At 64.7% G+C, this 26027-nt stretch carries 30 protein-coding genes and 1 pseudogene; 10 read left to right on the top strand and 21 right to left on the bottom strand.

Annotated elements, in window-relative coordinates:
* Window positions 1-17: 17 nt before the first annotated feature.
* From EDF69_RS19440 to EDF69_RS19410, 7 genes are read left to right on the top strand one after another with little or no spacing between them, the layout of a single operon-like run.
* Window positions 18-506, top strand: coding sequence for an SRPBCC domain-containing protein (locus tag EDF69_RS19440; protein ID WP_004212879.1), 489 nt, complete (start codon window positions 18-20; stop codon window positions 504-506).
* The gene (locus EDF69_RS19435) at window positions 503-880 is read left to right on the top strand and encodes a hypothetical protein (RefSeq protein ID WP_021238674.1); all 378 of its coding nucleotides are present in this window, start codon (window positions 503-505) and stop codon (window positions 878-880) included. Before EDF69_RS19440 ends, EDF69_RS19435 begins: the two co-directional genes overlap by 4 nt.
* A gap of 47 nt (window positions 881-927) precedes the next feature.
* Window positions 928-1341, top strand: a complete 414-nt coding sequence (locus EDF69_RS19430) for a hypothetical protein (protein WP_017183574.1) — start codon at window positions 928-930, stop codon at window positions 1339-1341.
* Between the two features lie 3 nt (window positions 1342-1344).
* Window positions 1345-2031: a ZIP family metal transporter gene (locus EDF69_RS19425; RefSeq protein ID WP_004212882.1), complete on the top strand. Its 687-nt coding sequence runs from the start codon at window positions 1345-1347 to the stop codon at window positions 2029-2031.
* Window positions 2028-2636 carry a cation transporter gene (locus tag EDF69_RS19420; protein WP_004212885.1) on the top strand — a complete coding sequence of 203 codons (609 nt, stop codon included), beginning with the start codon at window positions 2028-2030 and terminating at the stop codon, window positions 2634-2636. Before EDF69_RS19425 ends, EDF69_RS19420 begins: the two co-directional genes overlap by 4 nt.
* Window positions 2633-5134, top strand: a complete 2502-nt coding sequence (locus EDF69_RS19415) for a heavy metal translocating P-type ATPase (RefSeq protein ID WP_004212886.1) — start codon at window positions 2633-2635, stop codon at window positions 5132-5134. Before EDF69_RS19420 ends, EDF69_RS19415 begins: the two co-directional genes overlap by 4 nt.
* On the top strand, window positions 5131-5880 hold the full coding sequence (locus EDF69_RS19410) for an HAD-IIB family hydrolase (protein WP_004212890.1): 750 nt from the start codon (window positions 5131-5133) through the stop codon (window positions 5878-5880). The genes EDF69_RS19415 and EDF69_RS19410 overlap by 4 nt, the downstream gene beginning before the upstream one ends.
* A 196-nt stretch (window positions 5881-6076) precedes the next feature.
* Here EDF69_RS19410 and EDF69_RS19405 read toward each other — a convergent pair.
* The 3 genes and pseudogenes from EDF69_RS19405 to EDF69_RS19395 form a co-directional block, all read right to left on the bottom strand.
* Window positions 6077-7042: pseudogene (locus EDF69_RS19405) on the bottom strand (Tn3 family transposase); the annotation flags it as partial.
* 445 nt (window positions 7043-7487) lie between these two features.
* The gene (locus EDF69_RS19400) at window positions 7488-8045 is read right to left on the bottom strand and encodes a hypothetical protein (RefSeq protein ID WP_004213004.1); all 558 of its coding nucleotides are present in this window, start codon (window positions 8043-8045) and stop codon (window positions 7488-7490) included.
* The gene (locus EDF69_RS19395; RefSeq protein ID WP_004213007.1) at window positions 8042-8671 is read right to left on the bottom strand and encodes a recombinase family protein; all 630 of its coding nucleotides are present in this window, start codon (window positions 8669-8671) and stop codon (window positions 8042-8044) included. The genes EDF69_RS19400 and EDF69_RS19395 overlap by 4 nt, the downstream gene beginning before the upstream one ends.
* A 95-nt stretch (window positions 8672-8766) precedes the next feature.
* On the opposite strand from EDF69_RS19395, the gene EDF69_RS19390 reads away from it, so the two are divergent.
* On the top strand, window positions 8767-11664 hold the full coding sequence (locus EDF69_RS19390; protein WP_132884621.1) for a Tn3 family transposase: 2898 nt from the start codon (window positions 8767-8769) through the stop codon (window positions 11662-11664).
* A gap of 15 nt (window positions 11665-11679) precedes the next feature.
* On the opposite strand, the gene EDF69_RS19385 is transcribed toward EDF69_RS19390, so the two are convergent.
* The 16 genes from EDF69_RS19385 to EDF69_RS19310 form a co-directional block, all read right to left on the bottom strand.
* Window positions 11680-12219 (bottom strand): replication protein A, encoded by a 540-nt coding sequence (locus EDF69_RS19385; RefSeq protein ID WP_239556343.1) that lies wholly within the window; start codon window positions 12217-12219, stop codon window positions 11680-11682.
* Between the two features lie 357 nt (window positions 12220-12576).
* A complete protein-coding gene (locus EDF69_RS19380; protein ID WP_231635604.1) occupies window positions 12577-12828 on the bottom strand; it encodes a ribbon-helix-helix domain-containing protein in 252 nt (83 codons plus the stop codon).
* Between the two features lie 53 nt (window positions 12829-12881).
* Window positions 12882-13148 carry a ribbon-helix-helix domain-containing protein gene (locus EDF69_RS19375; protein WP_054435622.1) on the bottom strand — a complete coding sequence of 89 codons (267 nt, stop codon included), beginning with the start codon at window positions 13146-13148 and terminating at the stop codon, window positions 12882-12884.
* Window positions 13145-13828 (bottom strand): ParA family partition ATPase, encoded by a 684-nt coding sequence (parA, locus tag EDF69_RS19370; RefSeq protein ID WP_054435623.1) that lies wholly within the window; start codon window positions 13826-13828, stop codon window positions 13145-13147. Before parA ends, EDF69_RS19375 begins: the two co-directional genes overlap by 4 nt.
* A 188-nt stretch (window positions 13829-14016) precedes the next feature.
* Entirely contained in the window at window positions 14017-14256 is a 240-nt protein-coding gene (locus EDF69_RS19365) for a Fis family transcriptional regulator (RefSeq protein ID WP_132884423.1), read from the bottom strand.
* A 26-nt stretch (window positions 14257-14282) separates the two neighbouring features.
* Window positions 14283-14621, bottom strand: coding sequence for a helix-turn-helix domain-containing protein (locus EDF69_RS19360; protein ID WP_054435625.1), 339 nt, complete (start codon window positions 14619-14621; stop codon window positions 14283-14285).
* Entirely contained in the window at window positions 14618-14968 is a 351-nt protein-coding gene (locus tag EDF69_RS19355; RefSeq protein ID WP_054435626.1) for a type II toxin-antitoxin system RelE/ParE family toxin, read from the bottom strand. Before EDF69_RS19355 ends, EDF69_RS19360 begins: the two co-directional genes overlap by 4 nt.
* Window positions 14969-15098: 130 nt before the next feature.
* Window positions 15099-15698 carry a recombinase family protein gene (locus EDF69_RS19350; RefSeq protein WP_054435627.1) on the bottom strand — a complete coding sequence of 200 codons (600 nt, stop codon included), beginning with the start codon at window positions 15696-15698 and terminating at the stop codon, window positions 15099-15101.
* A gap of 157 nt (window positions 15699-15855) precedes the next feature.
* A complete protein-coding gene (locus EDF69_RS19345; RefSeq protein WP_132884424.1) occupies window positions 15856-16338 on the bottom strand; it encodes a c-type cytochrome in 483 nt (160 codons plus the stop codon).
* Window positions 16339-16350: 12 nt separating this feature from the next.
* Complete coding sequence (locus tag EDF69_RS19340) at window positions 16351-17586, bottom strand: molybdopterin-dependent oxidoreductase (RefSeq protein WP_132884425.1); 1236 nt, start codon at window positions 17584-17586, stop codon at window positions 16351-16353.
* Between the two features lie 89 nt (window positions 17587-17675).
* A complete protein-coding gene (locus EDF69_RS19335) occupies window positions 17676-18827 on the bottom strand; it encodes a TDT family transporter (protein WP_132884426.1) in 1152 nt (383 codons plus the stop codon).
* Window positions 18824-19696 (bottom strand): LysR family transcriptional regulator, encoded by an 873-nt coding sequence (locus EDF69_RS19330; RefSeq protein ID WP_132884427.1) that lies wholly within the window; start codon window positions 19694-19696, stop codon window positions 18824-18826. Before EDF69_RS19330 ends, EDF69_RS19335 begins: the two co-directional genes overlap by 4 nt.
* A gap of 337 nt (window positions 19697-20033) precedes the next feature.
* Window positions 20034-20804, bottom strand: a complete 771-nt coding sequence (locus tag EDF69_RS19325; protein WP_021224441.1) for an anti-sigma factor family protein — start codon at window positions 20802-20804, stop codon at window positions 20034-20036.
* A complete protein-coding gene (locus tag EDF69_RS19320; RefSeq protein WP_021224442.1) occupies window positions 20801-21310 on the bottom strand; it encodes an RNA polymerase sigma factor in 510 nt (169 codons plus the stop codon). Before EDF69_RS19320 ends, EDF69_RS19325 begins: the two co-directional genes overlap by 4 nt.
* Before the next feature lies 1 nt (window position 21311).
* On the bottom strand, window positions 21312-22751 hold the full coding sequence (locus tag EDF69_RS19315; RefSeq protein ID WP_021224443.1) for a YncE family protein: 1440 nt from the start codon (window positions 22749-22751) through the stop codon (window positions 21312-21314).
* A gap of 1 nt (window position 22752) precedes the next feature.
* Window positions 22753-23118 (bottom strand): DUF305 domain-containing protein, encoded by a 366-nt coding sequence (locus EDF69_RS19310; protein ID WP_021224444.1) that lies wholly within the window; start codon window positions 23116-23118, stop codon window positions 22753-22755.
* Between the two features lie 501 nt (window positions 23119-23619).
* Here EDF69_RS19310 and EDF69_RS19305 point away from each other — a divergent pair.
* Window positions 23620-23931 (top strand): ArsR/SmtB family transcription factor, encoded by a 312-nt coding sequence (locus EDF69_RS19305; protein ID WP_132884428.1) that lies wholly within the window; start codon window positions 23620-23622, stop codon window positions 23929-23931.
* A gap of 4 nt (window positions 23932-23935) precedes the next feature.
* Complete coding sequence (locus EDF69_RS19300) at window positions 23936-24454, top strand: rhodanese family protein (RefSeq protein ID WP_132884429.1); 519 nt, start codon at window positions 23936-23938, stop codon at window positions 24452-24454.
* Window positions 24455-24520: 66 nt separating this feature from the next.
* On the opposite strand, the gene EDF69_RS20005 is transcribed toward EDF69_RS19300, so the two are convergent.
* Together EDF69_RS20005 and EDF69_RS20000 are read right to left on the bottom strand one after the other, a co-directional pair.
* Window positions 24521-24928, bottom strand: a complete 408-nt coding sequence (locus EDF69_RS20005) for a helix-turn-helix domain-containing protein (RefSeq protein WP_425336707.1) — start codon at window positions 24926-24928, stop codon at window positions 24521-24523.
* The gene (locus EDF69_RS20000; protein WP_425336706.1) at window positions 24907-25239 is read right to left on the bottom strand and encodes a recombinase family protein; all 333 of its coding nucleotides are present in this window, start codon (window positions 25237-25239) and stop codon (window positions 24907-24909) included. Before EDF69_RS20000 ends, EDF69_RS20005 begins: the two co-directional genes overlap by 22 nt.
* Window positions 25240-26027 lie beyond the last annotated feature (788 nt).

Raw genomic sequence — 26027 nt, 5'->3', positions numbered from 1 at the left:
CTCTGGGAGATGGGGATATGCCTCGCACCATAACCAGCTCGATGCTTCACGGCGGGCCACTGCGCATCTGGTCGGCACTCACCGATCCGGATCATCGCCGGGCGTGGAGTCCGCTCGTATTTCTCGATGATCCGTCCCGGCTCGGCGACACAGAATGCACCTTTGCGATCCAGGGCATCACCCGGCCAATTCGGACGCCAGCACGGATTGATCGATTCGATAAACCGCACGCCTTCGCTTGGTCCTGCGGCATCCCCTATCTGTTCACGCTCGAAGAGCGGTACGAGCTGGCGGGGGACGATGGCGGCACCAGGCTAACGCATAGCTGCACGCTGCGCGGGGCGCTCTCCCTGCCGTTCGCGGCGATGATGTTGCGCCGCCTGCGATCCCTGATGGTCGAATCTGACGATCGCCTCGCAACCTATCTCCGCTGGCGGGTAGGTCAGCCTGCCCGGGCTATCAATCGTCAGCGCGTCCCCTTCCGCTACAGGAGGAAGGCGCGATGATGATGCACTGTAAGCGGGTGCTGCCCGCCGTCATCCTCGTTGTCGGGCTCGCGGCGTGCTCGGAAAGAAAGCCGCCAGCCCCGCCAACGGAGCAGCAGATCCATTCGTCCGACAGCGCCGTGACGACCGGGGAAATGGGGCGGCATAGATATCGCTGTTCCGACGGGGAACCGCTGTTCGTCGATTACAAGGACAACGGCCTGCAGATCGATTTGCGGCGCTCCAACGGGGGACCGCCGATGATGCTGACCGCGCCAGCGCAGGGCCTGCAATATGTCGGCGAAACAGCCACCGCGACCTTCAAGGGGTCGCAGCTCACCATCGTGGAAGGCGATGGCCGTACCCGGATCTGCGAGCAGGAAGGCACGCGATGAACTGCCCTGCCTTCGAACGCCACAGGGCGCTTCGTCGGAAGAGACCGATGTCTGACACGTCGATTTCAAATGTGACAACCTTGTGCGGCCTGAATCGGGCCGGTCTGGCGATCGCGCGCCTCGGCGTCGTTCTCGTCTCCGGGGCGGTTATAGGGGCGTGTAATCCAGCGCCGACCCAGCCTACCGAGCCGGCGCATGAAAAGCATCTGACGTCGAAACTAATCGCGCAGCGCATCATGTACTGCGACGACGGCACACGCGCCGATGTCGACTTCATCGATGAAGGCTTGAAAATGGCCGTCACCTGGCTGCCGAAGGGCAGGACCGAGATCCTGCGCGCGCAGCGAACCGGTGACGAGTTTCGCGGCGACCATTCGCGGGCTGTCGTGGCGGGCGGATCGATCGCGTTCACGCGACGCGGGAAGATCCGCGTCTGCCACCGAACCCCGGAGGAGTCCTAGGAAATGCAGGCACTGCTCTATACGCTTGCGCCTGTGCTGGCGGTCGTGCTCGGCGCGATTGTCGCGAGCCGCACCAAGTTGAAACCTGGCCTCGTGGCGGGCCTACAGCATCTCGCTGCCGGCGTCGTGTTCGCGGCGGCAGCGACCGAAATCCTGCCGCAGGTCAAGCATGAGGCATCGCCCAGCGCGACGTTGATCGGCGGGGCGGCGGGCGTCGCGACCATGCTGGGGCTCAAGGCTCTTGAGGCCCGCTTCAAGGGGCCGATGGCGCTACTCGCCGCGATCGGCATCGACATTCTGGTGGACGGCCTGGTGCTCGGCCTCGCTTTCGTGGCGGGCGAGAAGGCAGGTCTCCTGCTGACGATCGCGCTCACTCTGGAAGTGTTATTTCTGGGACTGACGCTGACCGACGAGCTGGCGGAAACCTATCGCTCGCGCTTGCGCATCATCGTGATCGTCTCGGCATTGGCCCTGCTGCTGCCGATCGGCGCGCTCGCTGCCGTGCCGGTCGCCGCGCTGTCGCCGGTGATGATCGCCGGCTTCCTCAGCTTCGGGCTGATGGCGCTGCTCTACCTCGTCACGGAGGAGTTGCTGGTCGAGGCGCACGAGAAACCCGACACCCCGCTCATCAGCTCGATGTTTTTCGTCGGCTTCCTGGCCCTGCTGACACTTGAGGAGATGATGGGATGATCCCGGGCAACGACAACAATGGCGGGCAGGAGCGCCGCACACTGTGGATCGTCCTGCTGCTGAACGCGGCGATCGCTGCGGGCTTCTTCGTTTCCGGCTTCTTCGCGGACTCGAGCGCGCTGATCGCCAACGGCGTCGACAACCTGTCCGATACGGCTGTGTATGCGCTGAGCCTTGTGGCGCTCACCCGGGGCCAGACATGGAAGACACGCGCCGCGGTCGCTTCGGGCGTCATGCTGCTGATCTTCGCGGGCGGCATCTTGATCGATGTCGGACGGCGCTACGTGCAGGGCAGCGAGCCCATCGGACCTACCATGATGGTCATGTCCGCGATCGCCGGCGTCGTGAATTACCTCTGCCTGCGGCTGCTCCAGCGCCTCAAGGATCCGGACGTCAATCTCCGGGCCGCAACCACCTTCAGCTTCAACGACTTCATTTCCAACGGCGGCATCCTGATCGCCGGCGTGCTGGTGCTGTGGTTGGGTACCAATTGGCCGGACCTGCTGGTCGGCTTCGCCACCGCCATCATCGCCATCAAGGGCGGTGTCGAAATCCTGCGCGACGCGCGCGCCGAAACCAAGAAAAGCGAAAGGAGGTCGTCATGAACGACAAGCTCGAACTCGACATTCCAGTGTTGTTGCCGGACCTTCCTGACGCGGCCGATGCCTGCCTGGACCGTCTCGTATCAACCCTGTCAAAGCGCGAAGGTGTCGAGCGGGCGCATGTGATCTGTCTCGACGGCAACACGCCAGCGGCGCTGTGCATCCATTTCGATGCCGCCAAGCTGCCGCTGCCACGGTTGCGCGAAATGGTGCGCGCCGCAGGTGCCGAAATCACCGAGCGCTACGGCCATGCGATCTGGCAGGTGACGGGGATCAACCACGAACGTCGGGCGCGCACGGTCAGCGATGCGCTGTGCGCCTTGCCCGGCGTGGTCCAGGCAAGCGCCAGCACCAGCGGGTCTGTCCGGGTCGAATATGATCGCCGCGAAACCACCGAAGAGGAGGTGCGCGCTGCGCTTCGCAAGCTGAAGGTGAGGGTGGGCAAGCGGGTCGCTGCCGATGAACATGCCGGCCACGACCACGGCCCCGGGGGCCACGGCGCGGGCGAAGAGAAGCACGGCCCCGGCGATGGCCACGACCATAGCCACGCCGAATTTCTCGGCCCCAATACCGAGCTGATCTTCGCGCTCGCCTGTGGCGCGCTGCTGGGGATCGGCTACGCGATCGAGAGGCTGGTCGCTGGCGCGCCCGAATGGCTGCCGACCGCCTGCTATATCGCAGCCTATTTCTTCGGCGGATTCTTCACGCTGCGCGAGGCGATCGACAACCTCCGGATGAAGAAGTTCGAGATCGACACGCTGATGTTGGTCGCTGCGGCCGGCGCCGCTGCGCTGGGCGCATGGGCCGAAGGTGCGCTGCTGCTGTTCCTGTTCAGCCTCGGCCATGCGCTTGAGCATTATGCAATGGGCCGCGCCAAGAAGGCGATCGAGGCGCTGGCGAAGCTCGCGCCCGAAACCGCGACCGTGCGACGCGGCGGGCAGACCAGCGAAATCCCGGTCGAGCAGATGGTCGTCGGGGACATTGCCATCGTCCGCCCGAACGAGCGCCTGCCTGCCGACGGCTTCGTCATCAAGGGCACCAGCGCGATCAACCAGGCCCCGGTCACGGGTGAAAGCATCCCGGTCGACAAGGTGCCGGTCGCAGATGCCGCAGCGGCACGCGCCAAGCCCGATGCAGTCGACGCGGAAAGCCGGGTTTTTGCTGGTACGATCAACGGCGGCGGCGCGATCGAGATCGAGGTGACACGCCGTTCCAATGAAAGCGCGCTTGCCAAGGTCGTGAAGATGGTGAGCGAAGCGGAGACGCAGAAGTCGCCGACGCAGCGCTTCACCGACCGGTTCGAACGGATCTTCGTGCCCGCCGTCCTGGTCCTGTCAGTGCTCCTGCTGTTCGCATGGGTGGTCGTCGACGAGCCGTTCCGCGACAGCTTCTATCGCGCGATGGCGGTGCTGGTGGCGGCAAGCCCGTGCGCGCTCGCGATCGCAACGCCGAGCGCGGTCCTGTCGGGCGTTGCCCGTGCAGCGCGGGGCGGCGTGCTCGTGAAGGGCGGTGCACCGCTCGAAAACCTCGGGTCGCTCAAAGCGATCGCTTTCGACAAGACGGGCACGCTGACCGAAGGTCGTCCGCGCATCACTGATGTCGTGCCCGTCGATGGCGCCGATGAAGGCGAGTTGCTGGCGCTGGCTGTCGCCGTCGAAGCGTTGAGCGACCATCCCCTGGCCCAAGCGATCGTCAAGGACGGCCGCGAACGTCTGAACGATCGTGCCGTGCCGACTGCCGGCGACCTCAAGAGCCTGACCGGTCGGGGCGTCACCGCGAGCGTGGATGGCGAGACGGTGTGGATCGGCAAGGCCGAGATGTTCGGAAGTGAGGGCATTCCGGCGCTGGGGCAGGGCGCGCAGGACGCAATCGCGAAGCTGCGCGAGAACGGCCGCACGACAATGGTGGTCCGCAAGGGGGACCGCGACCTGGGCGCGATCGGCCTGATGGACACGCCTCGCGAAGCTGCCAAGACCGCGTTGCGTCGGCTGCACGAGATGGGCGTGTCGCGGATGATAATGATCTCCGGCGATCACCAGAAAGTCGCCGAAGCGATCGCCGACGAAGTCGGGATCGACGAAGCGTGGGGCGACCTCATGCCCGAAGACAAGGTTGCCGCGATCAAGAAGCTCGCCGGCGAAGACAAGGTCGCGATGGTGGGCGACGGCGTGAACGATGCGCCGGCGATGGCAAGCGCCACGGTCGGCATCGCGATGGGCGCGGCGGGGTCGGACGTTGCGCTGGAGACAGCCGACGTGGCGCTGATGGCCGACGATCTGGCGCACCTGCCATTCGCAGTCGGTCTTAGCCGCCATACCCGTGGAATCATCCGGCAGAACGTCTTCGTCAGCCTGGGTGTCGTCGCCTTCCTGGTGCCTGCTACCATCCTCGGCCTCGGCATTGGGCCAGCGGTGGCGGTTCATGAGGGATCGACGCTGCTCGTCGTCATCAATGCGCTCAGGCTGCTCGCCTACCGCGATCCGGCAGGGAAGGCGGCATGAAGTGGCTGATCGCCTTCGACCTCGACGGCACGCTTGCCGAGAGCAAGCGGCCGTTATCGGAGGATATGGCCGCAATCCTCGCCCGATTGCTCGCCATCACGGATGTGGCGGTGATCTCGGGCGGGGACTGGCCGCAGTTCGAAAAGCAGATCGCCTCGCGCCTTCCTGCCGGCGTCGCGCTCGACCGTCTCTGGTTGATGCCGACCACAGGCACGAAACTCTATCGGTTCATCAATGGCGCTTGGCGCGCGGTCTATGCCGAACTGTTCGACGACGCGGAGAAGGCGAAGATCCGCACGGCCTTCGATCAGGCGCTGACCGATGCCGGTCTCGCCGACGAACGTATCTGGGGCGAACGGATCGAGGACCGGGGCAGCCAGATCACCTTTTCGGGCCTGGGGCAGGCAGCGCCGCTGAAGGAAAAGGAAGCGTGGGATCCTGACCGAAAGAAGAGGACCGCGTTGCAGGCCACGTTGCGCGCGAAGCTGCCGGAGCTCTCGATCAATCTCGGTGGCACGACATCGATCGACGTGACCAGAGCAGGGATCGACAAGGGCTATGGCCTGAAGCGCCTGAGTGCCGAGAGCGGTGTCCCGCTCGACGGGATGCTGTTCATTGGGGATGCGATATTCCCCGGTGGGAATGACTATCCCGCTGCTGAAATCGGCCTCGACACAGTGAGGGTGCGCGACGTCGCGGAAACCACCGCCGTCGTGACCGCCATCATCGCGTGTCTGCACCGATAGGATCAAGATACATGGTCGGCTCCATCGCGGAATGCCGCATTGTCAAAGCTCTGGCTTCTGTCGCTTAGGGCAGCGCTTCCTAAAACGAAAAGAAGGCAATGTGCGCGTCTCCGCGAACAAAGCCTCCAGCGATCAATCTAAGAGATTCCGCCGCGCTTCTCAATCGTAGGGGGCGTTTGCGGGAGGGGGCGGAATCCTACGCTAAGGATTTGGGCCAGCGATATTCCCCGGTTGGATTGATGTGTTCCCATCCCAACGGCGAGACGTGGGCGAGTAGATCAGGCGCGATATGGGTACCGCTGGCGGCCCGGGTATTGACGACCTCGCCGAGCTTCATGGTGTTCCAGAATATGATGATGGCGGCGAGCAGGTTCATTCCGGCGATGCGATAGTGCTGGCCTTCGCCGGATCGATCCCGGATTTCACCTCGGCGGTGGAAGCTGATGGCGCGCTTTAGGGCGTGGTGGGCCTCACCCTTGTTGAGGCCGATCTGAGCCTGGCGCTGGAGGCCGGCATCAAGAATCCAGTCGATCATGAACAGGGTTCGCTCGATGCGGCCCACCTCTCGCAATGCGAGGGCCAGCTCATTCTGGCGCGGGTAAGAGGCGAGCTTGCGAAGAATCTGGCTGGGGGCGACGATCCCCGCTGCGATCGTCGCCATGATGCGCAGGATGTCGGGCCAGTTGCGCTCGATGAGCGGTTCATTGATCTTACCTCCGACCAGCGCTCGCACATTGGCCGGCGTCGCGTTGGGCGTGAAGGCATAGAGTCTTTTCTGAGGGAGATCGCGGATACGGGGGGCGAACCTGTAGCCGAGCAAGGCGCAGGCGGCGAACACATGATCGGTGAAGCCGCCCGTGTCGGCAAAATGCTGGCGAACGCGGCGGCCCGCGTCATTCATGAGCAGCCCGTCCAGGATATAGGGAGCCTCGCTGACCGTTGCCGGGATCACCTGGGTTGCGAACGGCGCATATTGATCGGACACATGGCTGTATCCCTTGAGGCCCGGGACGTTGCCATATTTCGCGTTGATCAGATTCATCGCCTCGCCCTGCTCGGTAGCAAGGAAGAACTGCCCGTCGCTGGATGCCGATTGCCCTTGTCCCCAGAAGGCGGCCATGGGCAGGGCGGCGTGGGCCTCCACGATCATGGCGAGCGCCCGATCATGGGGTCGGTTCCGGCTGAGGGCGAAATGACACCCTAAGCGAAACGGCAAGAAGGGGTGGGGAGCGGACATCGCGCCCCCGCCTTGCGTCATCCTGAACTTGTTTCAGGATCCATCGGGCGATTGGTGCCGGAGCGTGGTGGCTCGTGCCGCCATCTCGGTTGGCCGATCATAAACTGGGCTTTCGGATTGATGGACCCTGAAACAAGTTCAGGGTGACGGCTGATTTGGGGTGGGGCGCGGTCATCCGTCATCCCGGCGCATGCCGGGACCGTGGGCAAGTCTTGAGGCGATAGCTATCGCCAGGGCGCCCGGACGTGAGGCTGCTTCTAAAGACAGCCCACGGTCCCGGCATGCGCCGGGATGACGACCATTGGGAACGTCTGCAACGGGGCGGATGCTGCCCTTCACCATTCCGCCGGATGGATGTCGATCAAATGGATCAAATGTCAGTGAGATCCTCAGGGTACATCCCACCGCGCTGGCAGAAGAGAGCCCATGTTTCCTTCCCCTGTGCGGTTACGATCATGCGAACCGGTAAATCGACTGCGAGCGCGATAAGGCCGAGGCGGACAAGCGGGCCAATGCTCCTATCGCTGATCACCCTGTCAGGGGTGTACCCTCCTGCCACGAGTGTCCATCCGGGCGTTCCGCGTTCGGTAATAGCCGGAGCGAGATGGCCGTCACGTGGGAGATCGGTATCGCGGCCCAGGGTGTATAGGCAGATACTCCAGAAGGCATCTCGCGGTCGTGGTGGGATCAACGCCCATTCCAGCGGGCCGGCATCATCCTGTTCGGGCGCTTGAACGGCTGCGGCCGGGTCGTCCCGGACTCCATCGCGGTACGCGCGCTCTAGCGCCTGCGCGATGGCGCCAGCAGTGTCGACGGCGATCCCGTACTTCCGATTGTAGCGATCCTTGGCGACAATGCCTCGGGCGATTTCGCGAAACCGCGCCTTGCGCCGGGGATCGGGACGCAGCCGTCCAGACGCCCCGGTCATGTCGTCACCGTGACATCAGGGCTCACGTTACCCCGTGCGCGAGCCACGATCCCGGCGACCGTGTTCTTGCTGAGTCCCAGGTCGCGAGCGATCCAGCGATAGCTCCGCCCCTCGGCGATATGCGCCAACACTTTGGGCGCGAGGCGGTCCGACTTGGGTCGCTCCCCCAGTTGCCGGCCGAGTTTGCGGCCACGTGCCCGCGCTGCAGCAAGGCCAGAGCGGACCCGCTCGCTCAGCATGTCGCGCTCAAACTGGGCTATACCTGCGAGCATCGTCGCCATCATCCGCCCATGCGGCGTATCGACCTCGAACGTCATGCCGCTCATCGCGACCACCGACACGCGCCAGCCCGACAGCCGGTTGAGTGTATCGAGCAGGTCCTGGGTCGAACGCCCCCAGCGACTGAGTTCGGTAACGAGGATCGCATCGATATGGCGTGCCTGCGCCAGCTTCATCACCTCAGCCCGCGCCGAACGGTTTGCCTTCATGCCCGACGCGGTTTCGCGGAAGACCTCGACCACTTCATAGCCGCCACGCTCGGCAAAGCCGGCCAGGTCGCGGAGCTGCCGTTCGCACGACTGGTCGGCTGTCGAAACCCTGGCGTAGATGGCGGCGCGCTGTCCCAATTGAACCCTTCTGGAATTAGGCCTCGAAAAGCCTTGATTTGCGTGGGGTCAGTGTTGTCCAAAACAGACTTCTGTTCAATGGGGACAAGCCGTGCATGCCGAGACGCCATATCCTCAGCGCCCGACAGCGTTCGGCCCTACTCGACCTACCGACTGACGAAGCGGCGCTGCTGCGCCATTATCTTCTGGCAGACGATGACCTGATTCATATCGACCGGCGTCGCCGACCGGAGAACCGCATCGGGTTCGCCCTGCAGTTGTGCGCGCTGCGATATCCAGGCCGGACCCTTGCTCCCGGCGAACTGATCCCACACACTGTATCTGCCTTTCTAGGCGCCCAGCTTGGCATCGCTGGCGAGACGCTCGCGGCCTATGCCGTTCGACGCCAAACCCGCCACCAGCACATGGAGGCGCTGCGCCGTATCTACGGATACAGAATGTTCCCCGGACGGGGACCGTATGCCAGGGCTTTCCGCGATTGGCTTCTCGCCGAAGCCGAGCAGGCACGCTCAAACGACGACCTTGCCCGGCGCTTCATTGCCCGCTGCCGTGAAACCATGACCATCCTGCCGGCGATCACGACAATCGAGCGTTTGTGCGCGGACGCGCTCGTCGCCGCCGAACGTCGGATCGAGAAGCGGATCGCGGCCCGTCTCGATCCCGTCGCCTGTGATGGGCTCGACCGACTGACTACCGAGATGCTGCCGGGGGCGATCAGCCGCTTCATCTGGCTGCGCCGGATTGAGCCGGGCAACAACTCCGCCGCGGCGAACCGGCTGCTCGACCGGCTCGAGTTCCTGCGCGCGATGAACCTCAATGATGGTATACTTGCCGGTGTTCCACCGCATCGCGTCGCCCGGCTACGCCGGCAGGGCGAGCGCTACTTCGCCGATGGCCTGCGCGACCTCGGCGCCGATCGGCGCCGCGCTATCATGGCGGTCTGCGTCATTGAATGGGCCACGGCGACTGCGGATGCGGTGATCGAAACACATGACCGGATCGTTGGCCGCACCTGGCGCGACGCGAAGCAACTGCATGACGCGCGGGTCGTAGAAACCAGAGGCGCTACCACTGCGACTTTGAACGGCTTCACTGCACTCGGTCAATCATTGCTCGAAGCGCATGGCGACGGCGCGTCGCTGGAAGATGCGGTCGCGGGCGGGGCGGGATGGGAACGGCTCACCAGCCTCGTCGCTACGGCCAAGACGTTGACGGACACCTTGGGCGATGATCCGCTGGCCTATGTTGATCAGGGGTATCACCGCTTCCGTCGGTATGCCCCGCGCATGCTGCGATGCCTCGACCTCAAAGCTGCGGCGGTTGCACGGCCTTTGCTGGACGCGGCTACCGTCATCGCTACCAAGGGCGCAGTTCCGGCGGCCGACGATTTCTTGCGCCCGCATTCCAAATGGCGGCGACAGTTGCGGGCGAAGGGCGATGATGATGCCCGCCTCCGGGAAGTCGCGGTCATGTTTCACCTGCGCGACGCGCTGCGCTCGGGCGACATATGGCTCGACCGCTCGCATCGATATGGTGACCTGCGCCACGTCCTCGTGCCGATGGCGGTCGCGCATGCCGCGAAGCTGGCGGTCCCGTCCGACCCGCATGTCTGGCTGGCTGACCGCAAAGTGCGTCTCGCTGATGGCCTTGCCCGGCTCGGTCGCGCCGTGCGCAGCGGTACAATTCCGAAAGGCAGCATCGAGGACGGCACGCTGCGCATTGATCGGCTCACCGCTGACGCGCCGGATGGGATCGAGGATCTGGTGCTTGATCTGTATCGCCGGCTGCCGCCCGTCCGCATCACCGATCTGCTGCTCGAAGTCGATACCGCGCTGGGTTTCACTGATGCCTTCACGCATCTGCGCACCGGCGTGCCATGCGGCGACCGAATCGGCCTGCTCAACGTCCTGCTTGCCGAGGGCCTGAATTTGGGTCTGCGTAAGATGGCAGAGGCTTCCAACACTCACGACTATTGGCAACTCTCCCGTCTCGCTCGCTGGCACGTCGAAAGCGAGGCGATCGACCAGGCGCTGGCCAACGTGGTCGCGGCGCAAGGGGCGCTGCCGATGGCCCAGGTCTGGGGTATGGGCAGATCCGCATCGGCCGATGGCCAGTTCTTCCCCGCCGCACGGCAGGGCGAAGCGATGAATACGATCAACGCCCGCTACGGCAACGATCCCGGCATCAAGGCCTATACCCACGTCAACGACCGCTTCGCGCCGTTTGCATCGCGGACCATTCCAGCCACGGTCAGCGAAGCACCTTATCTACTCGACGGGCTGACGATGAATGAGGCAGGGCGACGGATCGAAGAGCAGTACGCCGACACTGGCGGGTTCACCGATCATCTGTTCGGGATCAGCGCGATGCTCGGCTGCCGCCTTGTACTGCGCATCCGCGACCTCCCATCCAAACGACTGTACGTGTTCGACCCTGCCGCGACGCCGAGCGAATTGCGCCCGCTGGTGGGCGGCAAGGCGCGTGAGGCGCTGATCGTTTCCAACTGGCCCGATCTGTTCCGCTGCGCCGCCACCATGAGCGCTGGACAGGTCGCGCCGAGCAGCATCTTGCGCAAGCTCGCCTCCTATCCGCGCCAGAACGATCTTGCCTCCGCGCTGCGCGAGGTGGGCCGGATCGAGCGGACGCTGTTCATCATCGAATGGATACTCGACGTCGGCATGCAGCGCCGTGCACAGGTCGGCCTCAACAAAGGCGAGGCACATCATGCGCTGAAAAATGCCCTGCGCATCGGCCGTCAGGGCGAAATCCGCGACCGCACGACGGAGGGTCAGCATTACCGGATCGCCGGCCTCAACCTGCTCACCGCCATCATCGTCTACTGGAACACCCTGCACCTTGGCCATGCCGTTGAGGCCCGGCGCCGCGAAGGGCTCGATACCCCCGACCATCTTCTCGCCCATATTTCGCCGCTCGGATGGGCACACATCCTCCTCACTGGCGAGTACCTTTGGCCCAAGGACGCCGGCGCTTAGGGTGTCATTCCGCCCTCAGCCGGAACCGACCCCTTCTGGCGGTGGAGGCGTCATGCCACGCTCGACCTGCGGCGGGAGCATCAAGCGGTAGGCGTTCGAGGTCTGTTTGACCTGGGGGCCGCGCATTCCTGCGTTGCCGGTCGGCACATAGCGACGCAACCAGTCGAGGAAGCCATGCGCCTTGAGCCGCTTGAGCGCATCCACCACGGCCGCGATCGAGCGGCCGATGCGAAGCGCCAGCGTCGCGATGGCCGGATCGAGTCGGCCTGTCTTGTAGTCGATCAGGCGAAGCAACTCGCGCAACACCTCAAGCCCGACATGGCCGATCGCGCCATTCTCGCGGTTGTTGCGCTCGCGCCGGTGGGCAAGCCGTTTCAACCGGTCATATTTCTCGGCCGCCTGCATGAAGCGAGCGACGTTCTTGGGACTGAACGGTTGCCAGAACCGCCCTTCCCGGCCCTCCTCGGTGCGGCTGTAGCGGTGGACCCGCTGGCCGGTCTGACGGCCGGGCCGCCTACCCTTCGCCCCTCCAAGGGCCTCGAACACAGTTTGCATGGAACCTCCCGTCGTTCGGTCGGCCCGGCTGCTGGCGGCAATCCTTCATGGACAAAGCTCTCCCGTTCTCGAAAACAGCGTTTTCGAGTTGACTTCGCGTCCGATCTGCGGGAGGCTGTTCCTGCTACAGAACGCGGGCCTCCGCCCATCAGACTTTCCGAGAGCCCGGCCGCCAAGCCGGGCTTTCGTCGTTTTGGCCCTAGCGGTGCCACCCGCTACGATCGCCACGGCGAATCGGCGAACGTGTCCGCCGACACCAAAGCCTGTCAGATTCCTATGTCTTTGGGAAGTGCGCTCTATAATGCTGGCGCAATAGGTCAGGTGTTCACGTGTTCACACATTCACACGTGAACCTGTTCACTTCTCGATGGGCTGATTGTATTTCTGGAGAATGTCGAGGACGGCCTCGGTCAACATCGCCTCGATCGTGCTGTCTTCCTTGACGGCGAGGATCGCGAACGCTCGGGCAACCGCCGGATCGAAACGACCGGCGATCGACTTCTTGCCGATGCGATTGCGCTGGCGACGTGGCGCTTCGATCGGCAGCATCGGTTCTTCAACCTCTGCGGGCGTGCCGGTCGATTTCCTGGCGTTCGTCGATCTTGCCACCCCCAAAGCTCCTAATCTTGTGTTCACACGTTCACATATTCACACGTGGACAGTTATCGCTCGCCAAACGGATGCTTGCCGTGCTGGCGCATGAGCAGGTCGATGGCTTCGCCAAGGAGCGCCTGCAACGTCGTTCCCTGCTCGGCCGCCAGCATGTTCAGACCGCGACTGACCTCGGGGCTGAAATAGGCGCTCACGGCCTTCTTGCCCTGCCGGGTCTGCGCGCGGGTGGCGGGCGTCGCCGTCGCCTGGTCGGGGCTGTCGCCGATCGCGCCAGCCTTCTCCACCCGCTGCTGCTTCATCGCGCCAAATTTGCTCATGCCGCGCCCCGCTTCTTGTTCATCCGTGAACGTGTGGACACGTTCACCTGTCCACTTGTCCACGCCCATAGCGCGGCGACCTCCTCGGCCGCTTTACCTTCGGGTTCCAGCTCGATCGCGGTTTTCCCCTGCGCCGTGCTGTGATGATAGATCGCCCGCTGGGTGAGCATGACGGGCGCAACGTCTACGCCCATGCCGGCGACGCCATCGCTGCCCTCGATCAGCTCGCGGGCATCCCGGTAGGTTGTCGGCGCGCGCTGGGGGCCGCCCATGAACAGCACGAACGCGGGCTTGCCGCTCGCCTGCACAAGCTCGGCCGTCATCTCGACGGCTTTGAGGTCGAAGGCTTGCGGACGACACGGAATCAACACCAGGTCTGCGACCTTGCAGGCCTCCCGCGCCATGATGTCGGCATGGGGCGGGGTGTCGATCACCACCAAGTCGGCCCCGAGTTCGGCCGCTTGTTGGAGCTTGCGGGGCAAAAGGGGAGGGGAGGCGCAATCGACCACCTCAAGGTCCGACGATCCGCGCCACTCGCTCCAGTGGCTTGCCGTCGCCTGCGGGTCGGTATCGAGAATCAACACGGCAAGCCCCGCGCCCGCCCCGGCCGCGGCTAGGTGGATTGCCAGTGTCGTCTTACCCGCGCCGCCCTTCTGACTGATGACGGTGATGACCTTCATGTGAACCCCTGAACACGTGAACGTGTGGACTTGTGAACACGTTCACGTGTGGACGTTCCATGCGTCTAGGTCAAGGCGGCGATCCGCTGCGCGGATCCTCGCCCCCGCCAGCCGATCGGAACCCGGCGGGCCAAGACCGCTTGAGCGGCGGTGCCGCGCAGCGGCAGGCACCCCATGTCCTGCTGCTATCAGCGACCTAAACGAGTTTCGTCGTCGAGGGCGTCAAGGAGTTCCTGCGGATCGGTGAAGCCGACGCGGTGCGCCTTCATTGTAACGCGCGCCGACTCCATCGCCGCGCGCGTCTCGGCGTTCGGCATTTCGGATCGAACGGCGTCCTCGTCGATCGTCTTGGTCTGTGAGTCGGCAAGAAAGCCTTCCTGCTCAAGGAAGCTGTCGAGGGTTGGCCCTCGGTGTTTGTTGTCAGCCATCTTCAATCTCTCTCGGTGCGTGCCGATCAGGCCGGATGAAGGTGAAACCCCGCCTGACCGTCCACCTTACGCGGCAATACCGATACCGACACCTGCACGTCGCGATTGAGCCGGTCGAGAATCGTCATCAACCGGTCGATGGTAAAGCCCTTGAGCTTGGCCTGGCGGATGCGCGAAAAATCGGCGGCAGCGACGCCGGTGATCTTCTCGGCCGCCCGCACCGTCAGATTGTCGGTCGCCAGCGTCTTGCTGATCTCGCCCGCCAGAATGGCGCGAAGCTGGCGCTGTTCGGGTTCCTTCATGCCAAGGTCGGCATAGACGTTGCCAGTGCCTCGGATCAGCTCGAAGTCGTCATCGTCGGTCATTGCAGCGCCTCCTTCAGACGCTTGATGCGCTCGCGCACCAAGTCGATTTCCTGCTTCGGGGTGGCGATCCCGCTCTTGGACTTCTTCTGGAAGGCGTGAACCACCCAAATGTCGTCGTCGAGCTGGAGGGCGTAGATCACCCGGAAGGCTTCTCCCCGTTCCTTGATCGCCAGTTCCCATATGCCCGAACCCAACCCGGTCATGGGCTTGGCGATTTCCGGCGTGTCGCCCTCGGCGATCACCGTGAGAGCGTCGGTCGCCTGGTCCTGCGCGTCCTCGGGAAAGCGGCCGAACTCTTTGAGCGCGCCCTTGATCCACGAAATGTTGCGCAGGGCTTTTCGATGCATTGGCTCAAATGTAGTTGTATCTCACAACGCGGTCAAGAGATAAGCGTTGCTCGGCCCAAGGGTCGGGTGGGTAGGATAAAGACGCGGACGTCGAAACGACGACCTCCATCAAGCCGGGCAGGGCAGGGGGCTACACTCCCGCCAATCGCGCCCGATGTTCGCGCAATACGCGCTGCACGGTCGATCGCGACACGCGGAACAGGTTGGCGAGCTGGGCGGGGGAGCCTTGGCCGGATTCGGCCTTGGCGATGATATCGGCACGCTGGGGGCCGGTGAGGCTCGGCCGACGTCCAAGGTGCCGCCCCGCCTGGCGCGCATGATGCAGCCCGTTCATGGTCCGCTCGCGGATCATGGCGCGCTCGAACTCGGCGAACGCGCCCAGGGTCTGCGTCATCAAGCGCCCTGCCGCCGTGGTGGTATCGACGGCCTCGGTCAGCGATCGGAACCCCGCGCCTGCCTCGGTGATCTTCTCCAGCGTGAACAGGAGGTCGCGAAGCGAGCGCGATAGCCGGTCCAGCTTCCACACCACGAATACGTCGCCGGGCTGCAACGCGCCGATCGCGCGCGCCAGCTCGGGCCGATCGGACCGGCCGCCCGATGCCTCCTCGCGGTAGATCGGATCGCATCCCGAATCGGTCAGCGCGCGAAGCTGCGGGTCGAGGTCTTGCGAGTCGCCGCGCGACACGCGGGCGTAGCCGATCAGCCTGCGACCATTTGGCACGGTTTCCATGCTGTCATTGTGGCACGGGTTTATGACACCTGCAAACCCTTGGAAAAGCTGGGGTGGCGAGTTGGTGTCAGAACCGACCGTGGCTGTTGAAAAAGTCCTACTGAAGGCTGCCGATCGTCTGTCGAGATCGCCTTTTTAGATTATGCGAGAGGTTTGCTTATCCGGTTCCACCTGAGACATCAGGAGCCACCTTGGGGTCGGGATCCTGTGCCTTGCCGGTTGCGGGTGCCGCTTTCTGGCTCGGCATAGCGGTGAGATAAGCAACGATCGCGTCAACGTCCTTCTCGGCCACCGGCGCCTTGTACACCTCACGCATCTTGGTGACGGTCGCCTTCCACTGGTCCGCCGATAGCGCAGGCTGAGTTAGCGCCATGCTGGCCGAGTGGCACGAAGTGCAGTTGGCGTTGATGACGTCGGCGTGCGGACCATCGGGGTAGGTAGCGTCATCGACCGGCAGGTCGACGCTGGTCGAGGCGAGCGAAAAGCCGCGGGCTGAGACGCTGGTGGGAGGTGCCGGCTCGGATGTCTCGGAGATCGGGGCAGGCGCCTTGCGGCTGCTCGGCGCCCCGATCGAGACGAGGATAATGCCGGTCAGGCCGATCAGGCCAGCAGCCATCATGCCGGGAGACGGGGTCTTCATGCTACTCGCTCCTCAGGCCGCGATGATGGTGGTGGTCTCGATATTGCCGCGCATGAACCCGCCCGGGTTCCAGATCGGCTTCATCGGCTGGGCGACACCGTTGGTGTTCCAGCAGCGCACCATGATCGGGTTGGCACCGCGTCGCAGCGGCACGCGACCATCCCACCGACGGAAGCTGTACCTGCCCTCGTCCGCTCCGAGCGTCGTCCTGTACCAGGTGCGGCCTCCGTCCGACGATACATCGACCTTGGCGACGCCGCAGTCGCCGCCCATCGCGATGCCGCCGACCGGGATCGATGCCTCATAGGCTATCGTCTGGCCATCGGGCAGGCTGGTCATCCAGCTGCGCGGGATCATGCGGTTGATGGGGACAGTCGGGAAGTCTCTGGCGCCGGGCGCGACATTCGCGCCCGGCGTCGCGGGGATCTTGTAGGCCTTGGCCATCCAATACTGGTCGTCGGGGCCGGGCAGTACCTCGATCGAGTTCAGCATCTTGACCCAATAGGTCGAGTACCAGCCCGGCACGATCAGCCGGCAGGGAAAGCCGTTGAGGAGCGGCAGTTGCTCGCCGTTCATGCCGAAGGCGATCATGACCTCGCCGTCGCGGGCATGGTCGATGTCGAGTGCCTTCTCGAAGTCAGGAGCGCCCGCCACGACCGGCTGATCGAGAGCGCCGAAGCGCACCTGCACCGCGCCTGCCTTGACCCCGGCGAGGTCGAGCACGTCGCGCAGGCGAACGCCGAGCCACTTGGCGTTGCCCATCGCGCCATTGCCCCATTGCGCGCCGGCGACGCGCGGCTGGAACAGCCCGCGGCTGTTGCCCGAGCACTGGTTCACCGCCGCCATCTCGACCCGTGGAAGGCGCAGCAGCTGAGCGAGGCTGATCGACAGCGGCCGATTGACGTGGCCGAAGACGTTGAGGCGGAAACTTTCGACGTCGATCGAGGTCGGTATGTCGGCCCAGTGCCAGCGGACGAAGAACTGGTCGTTGGGCGTGAACACCGACTTGTCGAAGACCTCCATCGGCGTCTCCAGCAAGGGTGGATGGACGCGCTGGAGGATCATGCTGCCCTTGCCGGGAAAGGCGCTGGTCATCGGCCGCTCGGCATTGCCGCCGGGCAGCTTCAGGTCGACGAGCTGCTGCGCCAGTGCCGGCGCGGCGGCAAGGCCGGCGGTGCCGAGCGCGGCATGGCTGAGAAAGCGGCGACGGCTGGTCTCACTCGCCAGCCCGGCGTCGAAATTGTCCATGACAAGGCTCTCCTGTGGCCAGTCACGCTGGCAGATCGAAGGGGCATTCTGCAAGTGATCGGACCGACTGATCCGATCATCATGGCGGATCAGTTCGGGGTGGCGATGCAGGGTGAGACGAACAGGTTGCCCCGCCATGCACCGGCCAGCGTCTTGGCGCCGACGAGCAGCCACATCGCCGCAAGCGCGACTGTCAGCACCGTGCCGACGAAACCGAAGAAACCGAGGTTCAGCGTCGTGCCTAGGCGTAAGGTGGCGACGGTGTAGACGCCGAGCGGAAAGGTATAGCCCCACCAGCCCAGGTTGAACGGGACGCCGGCGCGCCAGTAGCGGATGGTGATGAGCGTCGCGAGCGCCAGCCACCACAGGCCGAAGCCCCACAGGCAGAGTCCGGCCACAACGCCGATCCCTTGCGCGACGGCACCGACACCGGCCAGCCCGTGCGCCGCGAGGATAGCCGGCGCGTCCGCCCCGAGCACCAGCATGCCCAGAGCACCCGTGCCGATCGGTCCCAGCGCCAGCCAGGAGGACGCCGCCATGCTCTCCTGCGGCAGTTTGTGGAGCGCCATGCGCAGGATGAGGATGGCGAGGATGCCGAACGCGACCGGCACCGAATAGGCCCACAGCACATAGGAGGTCGCAAGCGTGACTAGCTGCGCATGAGGATCGGCCAGATGCGGCGCGAGCAGCCCGCCGCTGGCGCCCGCCACTTCGGCAGCGACGACCGGCAGCAACCATACCGCGGTCATGCCGTCCAGGCTGTGCTCGTGACGGGTGAACATCATGTACGGGATCAGCACGCCACAGGCGAGCGACATGGCGGCGTCGATCCACCACAGGACGTGTGCGACCGGTACGATGCCATTCCCGAACCGTGCGATGCCGAAGGCGAGGCAGCCGTTGATGATCGTCGCGAGGCCCATCGGGATGGTGCCGATGAACATCGACACGGTGTTATGCCCGAAGATGCGCCGCGCCTCGTGCCCGAACATCACCCAGCGCGCGCCATAAAGGCCGGCGAACAGCGCGAAGAGTGCGATATTGAAGAACCACAACACCTCGCCGACGGGTTTAAGCGAAGGGTCGATGCCGGGCACCTGCGGCAGCGCGAGCGCGAGGATACCGGTGCCCATCGTCGCGGCGAACCAGTTGGGCGTGAACTGACGAATCATCTCGCGGGGATGATCGAGCCGGCTGAGCGGCTTGAGGCCGCTGAGAACGGAGTGCGTGTCGGCAGTCATGCGACCTGCTCCTTGATGAGGTCCGTCAGCGCGTCGGCCGCGCGGGTGCGATAGCGTTCCTTGTGGCGCAGCGCGTGAAAGGCGCGGTCGGGCAGCCCGAGCGGCAGCTCGACAAGGTCACCGGCCTTGAGCGCGCGCGCGACGACCAATCGCGACAAGACGGCAACGCCGGCACCCGCCTCGACGGCGGTGCGCACCGCCTCGTTGGACGGCAGCGTCATCGCTATCGTCAGCTGGGCCGGATCAAACCCGCGCGTTCGCAGCACGTCCTCGAAGGTCGAGCGCGTACCCGATCCCAGCTCACGGACGATCCAGCGTTCAGTGCGCAGCCAGGCCTCGTCGACACGTTCGGCGTCCTCGCGGCCGACCAGCACCATCGGATCACGCCCGACGTTCCAGTGGGCGAGTGCCGGTTCGTCCACCTCGCCCTCGACAAAGCCGAGTTCCGCCGCGCCGCTCAGCACCTGCGCTGCCGCGCCTTCGGTGTTGTCGATCGCGAGCTCAACCGCGATCTGCGGGTGGCGTTCGTGGAAGGCGGCGAGCTTTGCCGGCAACCAGTAGCTCGCGATCGTCTGGCTAGCGACGATCCGCAACGAACCACGCGCAAGCCCGGCATAGTCCGCGAGCATCGTCTCGGCATGCGCTGCCCGCCCCAGCACCGCGCGCGCTTCCTCCAGAAAGCCTCGGCCTGCTTCGGTTAGCTGGATGCCACGCCCGACGCGGTGAAAAAGAGGAACTCCGTAGCGCGCTTCGAGGGCCGCGACCGCGCCGGAGGCAGCGGACTGCGTGACGTTCAGCGCCTCCGCTGCCTTGGTGACGTGTTCGCGCTCCGCGACACCGACGAAGATTCTGAGCTGCTCCAGGGTCATGCAGCATATATCGCGTACTTAGATCGATACGACCAACCGTTTGATATGGTCATTCCAATCTAGATATCGGAATGATCGGCAGCCTTTCGTCTGCGATGGTCTCGAAGACTTGGAGCGTTAGGCGGGCCTGCGACGTTTGATCGTCCATGGCCGCTCATCACTGGCGGGGTGATCCTTGCGATGCTCGTCCTGTTCGTCGGCGCGCCGTTGGAACGCCACATCCGCGAGCGAGCCCGCCTGACGCCGGCCGAGGCCGCCAGGAAGGATGCCGAGCGCAAGCCCTGATCGCGCTGGCCCGCCCGGTGCCTGTCGGCGCTGAGGAGCAGCAAGGGCGCTATCAGGACACCAGCGCCGCATCGGCCTGCCGCCGGACTTCATCGGCAATCGGATGCAGCTCGGCCGCAGGCCGCTCGCCCACCACACTATAGCCGATCCCGTCGACTGCCCATGTGACCCGGCCCATGGTCCCGCTGGACGTGCTGGTCATGCTCGCAGTCTTGTCGATCTGCATAGGCCTCGTCAGCACCGCGAGTTTCGACGCTTGCGGTCCGTCGTAGAGGAGCAGTGCCGCAGGGCCGTGAGGCGTCGCGACCAGTCGCCCCCCACCATAGCGATAGCCGGCTGTGCTGAGGTCCGGGATGGTGACGCGCTCACCCAAACGGGCGGAGGTCCATCGGATCAGCATGGCGCGCTGATCCGGACCGATCTCCGCCGGTCGTATCCGGTCGGCGGCATAGACACGGAAATTGTCACTCGCCTCGTTGGCCAGCGCCGCGATGCCTGCGCGGGGTTCACCGCTCCACTTCGCGCTCGACCAACCACCGCCAAACCCGACCGCCAGCAGAAGTGACGCGGCGATGGCGAATTGCCATCGCGGCTGACGTTGCCGCCCCCTGATGGCTGCGACGCGCATCGTCGCCGGGATCGGTTCATCCGCGATCGGGGCAAACAGGGATGCAAGGGCTCGCGCCTGCTCCGCCTGTTCCCGCAAACGGGCATGCAGGTCCGGCTGGCCTTCAAGATAGGCGTCGACCAGGCGCTGCCGCTCGGGCGACAGCCTGCCATCGATCCATGCGGCCAGATCGTCCTCGCCGATCGGGCTGGTCATTGCACGCTCCTCAATCGCGGCCGTTCACCCTCCCGGAGGAGGGTCGCCAGTCGGTCGCGCGCCCGGGATATGCGCGACATCACCGTGCCCAGCGGCACGCCGACAACGGCAGCGACCTCCGCATAGGGCAGGCCCTCGACCGATACGAGGAGCAGCACCGTTCGCTGCTCCTCGGGCAACGCATCAAGGGCGCGCAGCAGGTCGCGGTGGTGTAGGCCTGTTTCCTGATCGGCCGGACGGCCGAGCGTGGCGTCGTCCACGAGGTGGAGCGGAACCGCTGTGCCTCGCCGGCTATGCTGCCGCTGATGGTCGACCAACAGATTGTGCAGGATCGTATAGACCCATGGGCGCACCTCCGCCCCGCGTCGTTGTCGCCAGCGCCCGACCGCGCGCTCGAGACAATCCTGCACCACGTCATCTGCCATTGCCCGATCGCGCAACCACGACCGGGCATAGCGGCGCAGACCGGGGATCAGGGGCTCGATCGCGGCGGCAAGCGGGTCCATGTCAGTCGCGCTGTACCTGCACGATGCGTCCCGGCGCGCCGTTCACCACCTCAGCGACCGCCAGAAAACGGCGGGGCGTCGCGGTGCTGCCTTGAACGATCTGCCGGATCGGACCCGACGCGTTGACGATCGCCGCACCCGCCGGGTTGCTCATGAAGTTGGCAAGCGGCTCTACAGCGCCGCTACCATCCGCGTTGGCGGTCAGCACGAGCATGTAGGGCTTCTTGGGCTGCAAACCGGTAACGGCACTCTGCACGACCTGAATGATGCCTTGGTCGAAGAGGGTGATGCTGCTTGCCGCACCCTTGCCGCCGATCGGCCCCATAGTCAGATGCAACGCCTTGCCGGCCGTGCCGAGCGGCTGGAGATTGTCGGTGCCGGGGCCTGTCGGAACAGCGTTCGGCACATAGGCGATCGCCTGCGGTGCCTGTCCGACCGGCACGGTAGCGACGACCGTGTTGCCAGCGGTGTCGATCGCGGCCAGCTCATCGGCATTCTCCAGCCCGACATAGATGCGCCGACCGTCGCCGGACGGCCAGACACCGTGCGGCATCTTGCCGACTGGAATGGTTGCCACCAGCGTGAAGTCGGACGTGCGGAACACCTTCACCGCATTCTCCCCGCCGACCGTCACATAGGCGAACTGCCCCTTGGCCGTGCGGGCGAAGTTGACGTGATTGGTGATCGGCCCGGTATCCAGCACCTTGAGGATTGTGAAGGGTGGCCTGGCATCGAATGCGACCGTCTTGCCGATGTCCTTTAGCGTAAACCACGCCTGCTTGCCGTCCGGCGTCGCGGCGATGTTGGGGCAGAATGGGCTCGGCTGCGCCACCTGTCCGACCTGTGCGTGGGTTGCGACATCGAACACGGCCAGCACCGGATTGAACGAGGAACAGACATAGCCGTATCGCCCATCGGGCGAGAAGATCGTCATACCCGGACCACCGGGCGTCTTGATGCGGCCGGTTTCCTTGTACGTCGCGGGATCGAGCACGGCGATATAGTCCTCGCCGCGAACGGTGACCCAGACCTCCTTTCCGTCCGGCGTGAAGAACGCCTCGTGCGGACTGCGCCCGACATAGGTCGTGTGTTTGACCGTGTTGGTGGCGGTGTCGATCCACGACACGGCATTCGATCCGATCGACACGACCGCCAAGGTCTTCCCGTCCGGCGAGAAGCCCAGGCCGTGGACCAGCACTTGTCCCTTGTAGAGCGGGGAGAAGTTCATCGGCTGCGGATCGCCGAGCTTGATGACGCCGAGCAGCCGGTTGTCGGCCGGGTCCGTCACCGACACCGTGTTGGAGAATTGTTCGGACGCATAGACGCGGTCGCGGTGGCTGACGGGCATGTCCTTGGCGTTCCACGGCGCCTGCTGCGCCATGGCGAGGCCCGGTGCGGCGCTCATCAGCAAGGCGGCCGAGCGCAGGATGGTCCGGATCATGTCAGTGCTCCATAGGGCTGTGGTGGTCGCCGCCCTGCGTCGGGGCCGGCGTCGAAGGCGGTAGCGGCTGACCGATCGCCAACTTCATAGCGGCAATCTCCTGCTGCTGATCGATGATGATCTCCTGCGCGATGCGCTTGAGCTGCTCGTTATGGCCGTAGCGCAGCTCCGCCACTGCCATATCGATCGCACCCTGATGATGCGGGAGCATCATCGTGACGAAGTCGCGGTCGACGTTGCCGGACGGCTTGACCATCATGCCCGCCATCATCCGGTCCATCGCGGCAGCCACCATGCTGGCGTAACCACCGGCAGGGGCGGCCGCGACTGCGCCTGTGAGCAGGGCCGAAGCAGTCAGACCGAGCATCCAATATCGTCTACGCATAAGCCTCCGGCGCATCAGTCCTGAAAGCATAGACGACGCTCGTCCGGGTTTATTCCATGGGTGAGCCGGTTATCAGCCTTCCCGATTGGGAACGGCAATCGGGAACGACGGTGCCCCCGTGAAGTCGGATCACGGCCCAGGAGCGGGCTTTCCCAAATCCTGTTCCCGATTGCCTTTTCCCGGAATGGTGCCGGATCGACGGGGAAACGGGACGCTCGAACCTGTCAGAAAACACCTGATTGCCGTCGTCCAACGGCAGCACCAAAGCGACTGCTCGTGCCCCTTGCGGCGCTTACAAGACAATCTCTGTCGGATAGCCAGCATGTGCGGCAATTGACCTGTATGGTTCCGACAGGCTGAGCGAAGTTTCGTGCCCGTTCCATGTCATGACCCAGTTTGGGGCCGGATCACGAATGTCTTCCGTTAGCACTTGCCAATGCATTAGCCGCCTCTAAATTAGCAAGCTCTAATGGAGCGATGCGGATGCCCGGGCTGATGGATCTGGCTACCTTCGAAGCGAAGGCAGAACAGGTCGCCGACACACTGAAGGCGATCGGCAACGTGCGCCGGCTGATGCTGCTGTGTAAGCTGGTCGAGCATGGGGAGGTGACCGTCGGCGATCTCTCGCGCGATGTCGGGCTGTCGCAATCGGCCTGTTCGCAGCATCTCGCAAAGATGCGCGACGAAGGCCTCGTCACCTTCCGCCGCGAAAGCCAGACCCTTTGGTACGCCATCGGCGATCCGCGCGTCGAAACGCTCCTTGCCACCCTCTACCAACTTTACTGCAAGGATTGATGCGATGACCCTTACGACTCTCTCTCCCGCCGACACCCGCGTCGCGATCGATGCTGGTGCGCGTCTGATAGACGTTCGCGGTGCCGACGAACATGCGCGAGAGCGCATCCCCGGCGCCGTTAACATCCCGCTCGACCGGATCGGCGATCTCCCGCGTGACGGGCGTCCGGTCGTCTTCCACTGTAAGTCCGGTGTGCGTACCGCGGCCAATGCAGCTCAGCTCGGCACGGCTGCGGGTGCAGCCCCTGCCTATATTCTTGCAGGCGGCATCGATGCATGGCGTGGTGCGGGATACCCGACCGCCATCGATCGTTCGCAGCCGCTGGAGATCATGCGGCAGGTGCAAATTACCGCTGGCGCGTTGGTGCTGACCGGAGTGCTGCTTGGCCTGTTCGTCGCGCCTGCATACCTCGTCCTGTCGGCATTCGTAGGCGGAGGGCTGATGTTCGCCGGTATGACCGGGTGGTGCGGCCTGGCGAGGCTGCTACGCGCCATGCCATGGAACCGCCGCGCGACAGCCTGAAACGGGCAGTCCCGAACGGGGCGCCGGACGAGCTCGCCGTGTATATCGCCTGGTAAACCCGTCCGGTTAGCTCGCCGCGCGATCCGCTTCGACGACCGAAGTGACGATCTTCGTCGCATGACTCGCACCTTGAGCGCGCGTCCCGTTCATGTCTGAATCCGCTTTCGACCGATGCAGCGCGGTTACCCGCTTCACCTGCGCAATGCTGCAGCCGGCCAGCTCGGCCGTCCGCGCAATGCTCATGCCTGCCTCCCTGAGCCCGACGATGCGCTTGTGGAGCGCCGTGTCCGGCTTGCGGCCTTTGTACCGGCCTGCCGTTTTCGCAATCTCGATCCCTTCGCGCTGGCGCTCGCGCCGCGTCTCGTAGTCGTCGCGCGCGGTCTGGAGCGCGACTCGCAGCAGCATGTCCTGCACCGCTTCGAGCACGATGCGCGCTACACCGGCACTGTCCGCTACGAAATCAGACAGGTCCACGATCCCGGCACCGCTAGCCGCGCGCCCTTGGCACGGATCGCCGCCACCAGCCGCTCGGCTTCCGGGAGCGGCAAGCGGCTGATCCGGTCAATCTTCTCGGCCAGCACTACCTCCCCCGGTTGCAGATCCTCGATCATGCGGATTAGCTCCGGCCGGTCGGGCCGCGCGCCCGACGCCTTCTCTCGGTATACCGCTGCCACGTAATAGCCGGCCGCACGCGCACCGGCGACGATCGCCTCTTGGCGTTCGAGATCCTGCTCCTCGGTGCTGACACGCAGGTACACCCGCGCCGCGCGAATAGGGTTCGTCACAGTGGCTCCATCGGGTACGCTCAAGTGAGCCCCTGCCGCCGATACCGGCTCATAACAGCAATTACCGATGTCGCCGAGCCTAGCGAGATTAGCCGGCCCGAAATAGCCACCCTGTCACGTTATAGCCGTTCCGGCAAGCACCATGAGCCTCACCGTCGCCTAGCACCCCTCTGCGTCGATCGGCGCCACAAGATTGGGGTGCGTTCAAAGCGCGTCTGTGCCATAGCAGGCAAGCCAAGGAGCGGCTTGAACACCGAACCTGGCCCGCATGTGCGGCCGAACACTGGGTCCCCGACTTTGTCGGGCGGCCCGCGGAATAAAAGACCTTGTCGTCGGCTTGCCGGTGTGGGGAATACGTGGGGCGTGGTTACCAGTGTTCCCGCGTGTTCAACCGTCCCGGCTGCGGCGGACGGTGGGACGCGCTCAATGGCTTTGTCAAAATGGTTACCCGCGCGCTGGCGTCGAGAAGCCGAGACCCTTCAGCGAGACTCGGAACCTCCAATCTCGGCCGAGTTGGATGCCCTGGTGCGCGCGCAAGGCGAGTGCCTGGCTTTCCTTGCCACGATCCTAGAGCGGGAGCGCGTCGTTGCGAGCGGCGATCTTGCGCGCATGCTCGCTGAGTTCGCTTCTATCTCCGCTGCGGAACGGCCGGCAGAAGCGCGGATCCTGTCGCTCTGGGCAACGTACCTCCAGGACGCGTCCGCATCGCTTCGTGACGCATCTGTCCTTCATTAGAAGCACTTGGCCGAGACGGCTGCGAACGAAGCCTTGCATGGGGTGACGCGTGA

This window comes from Sphingomonas sp. JUb134 (assembly GCF_004341505.2).
Classification (GTDB): Bacteria; Pseudomonadota; Alphaproteobacteria; order Sphingomonadales; family Sphingomonadaceae; genus Sphingomonas.
This window is presented reverse-complemented; position numbering and strand designations above follow the sequence as displayed.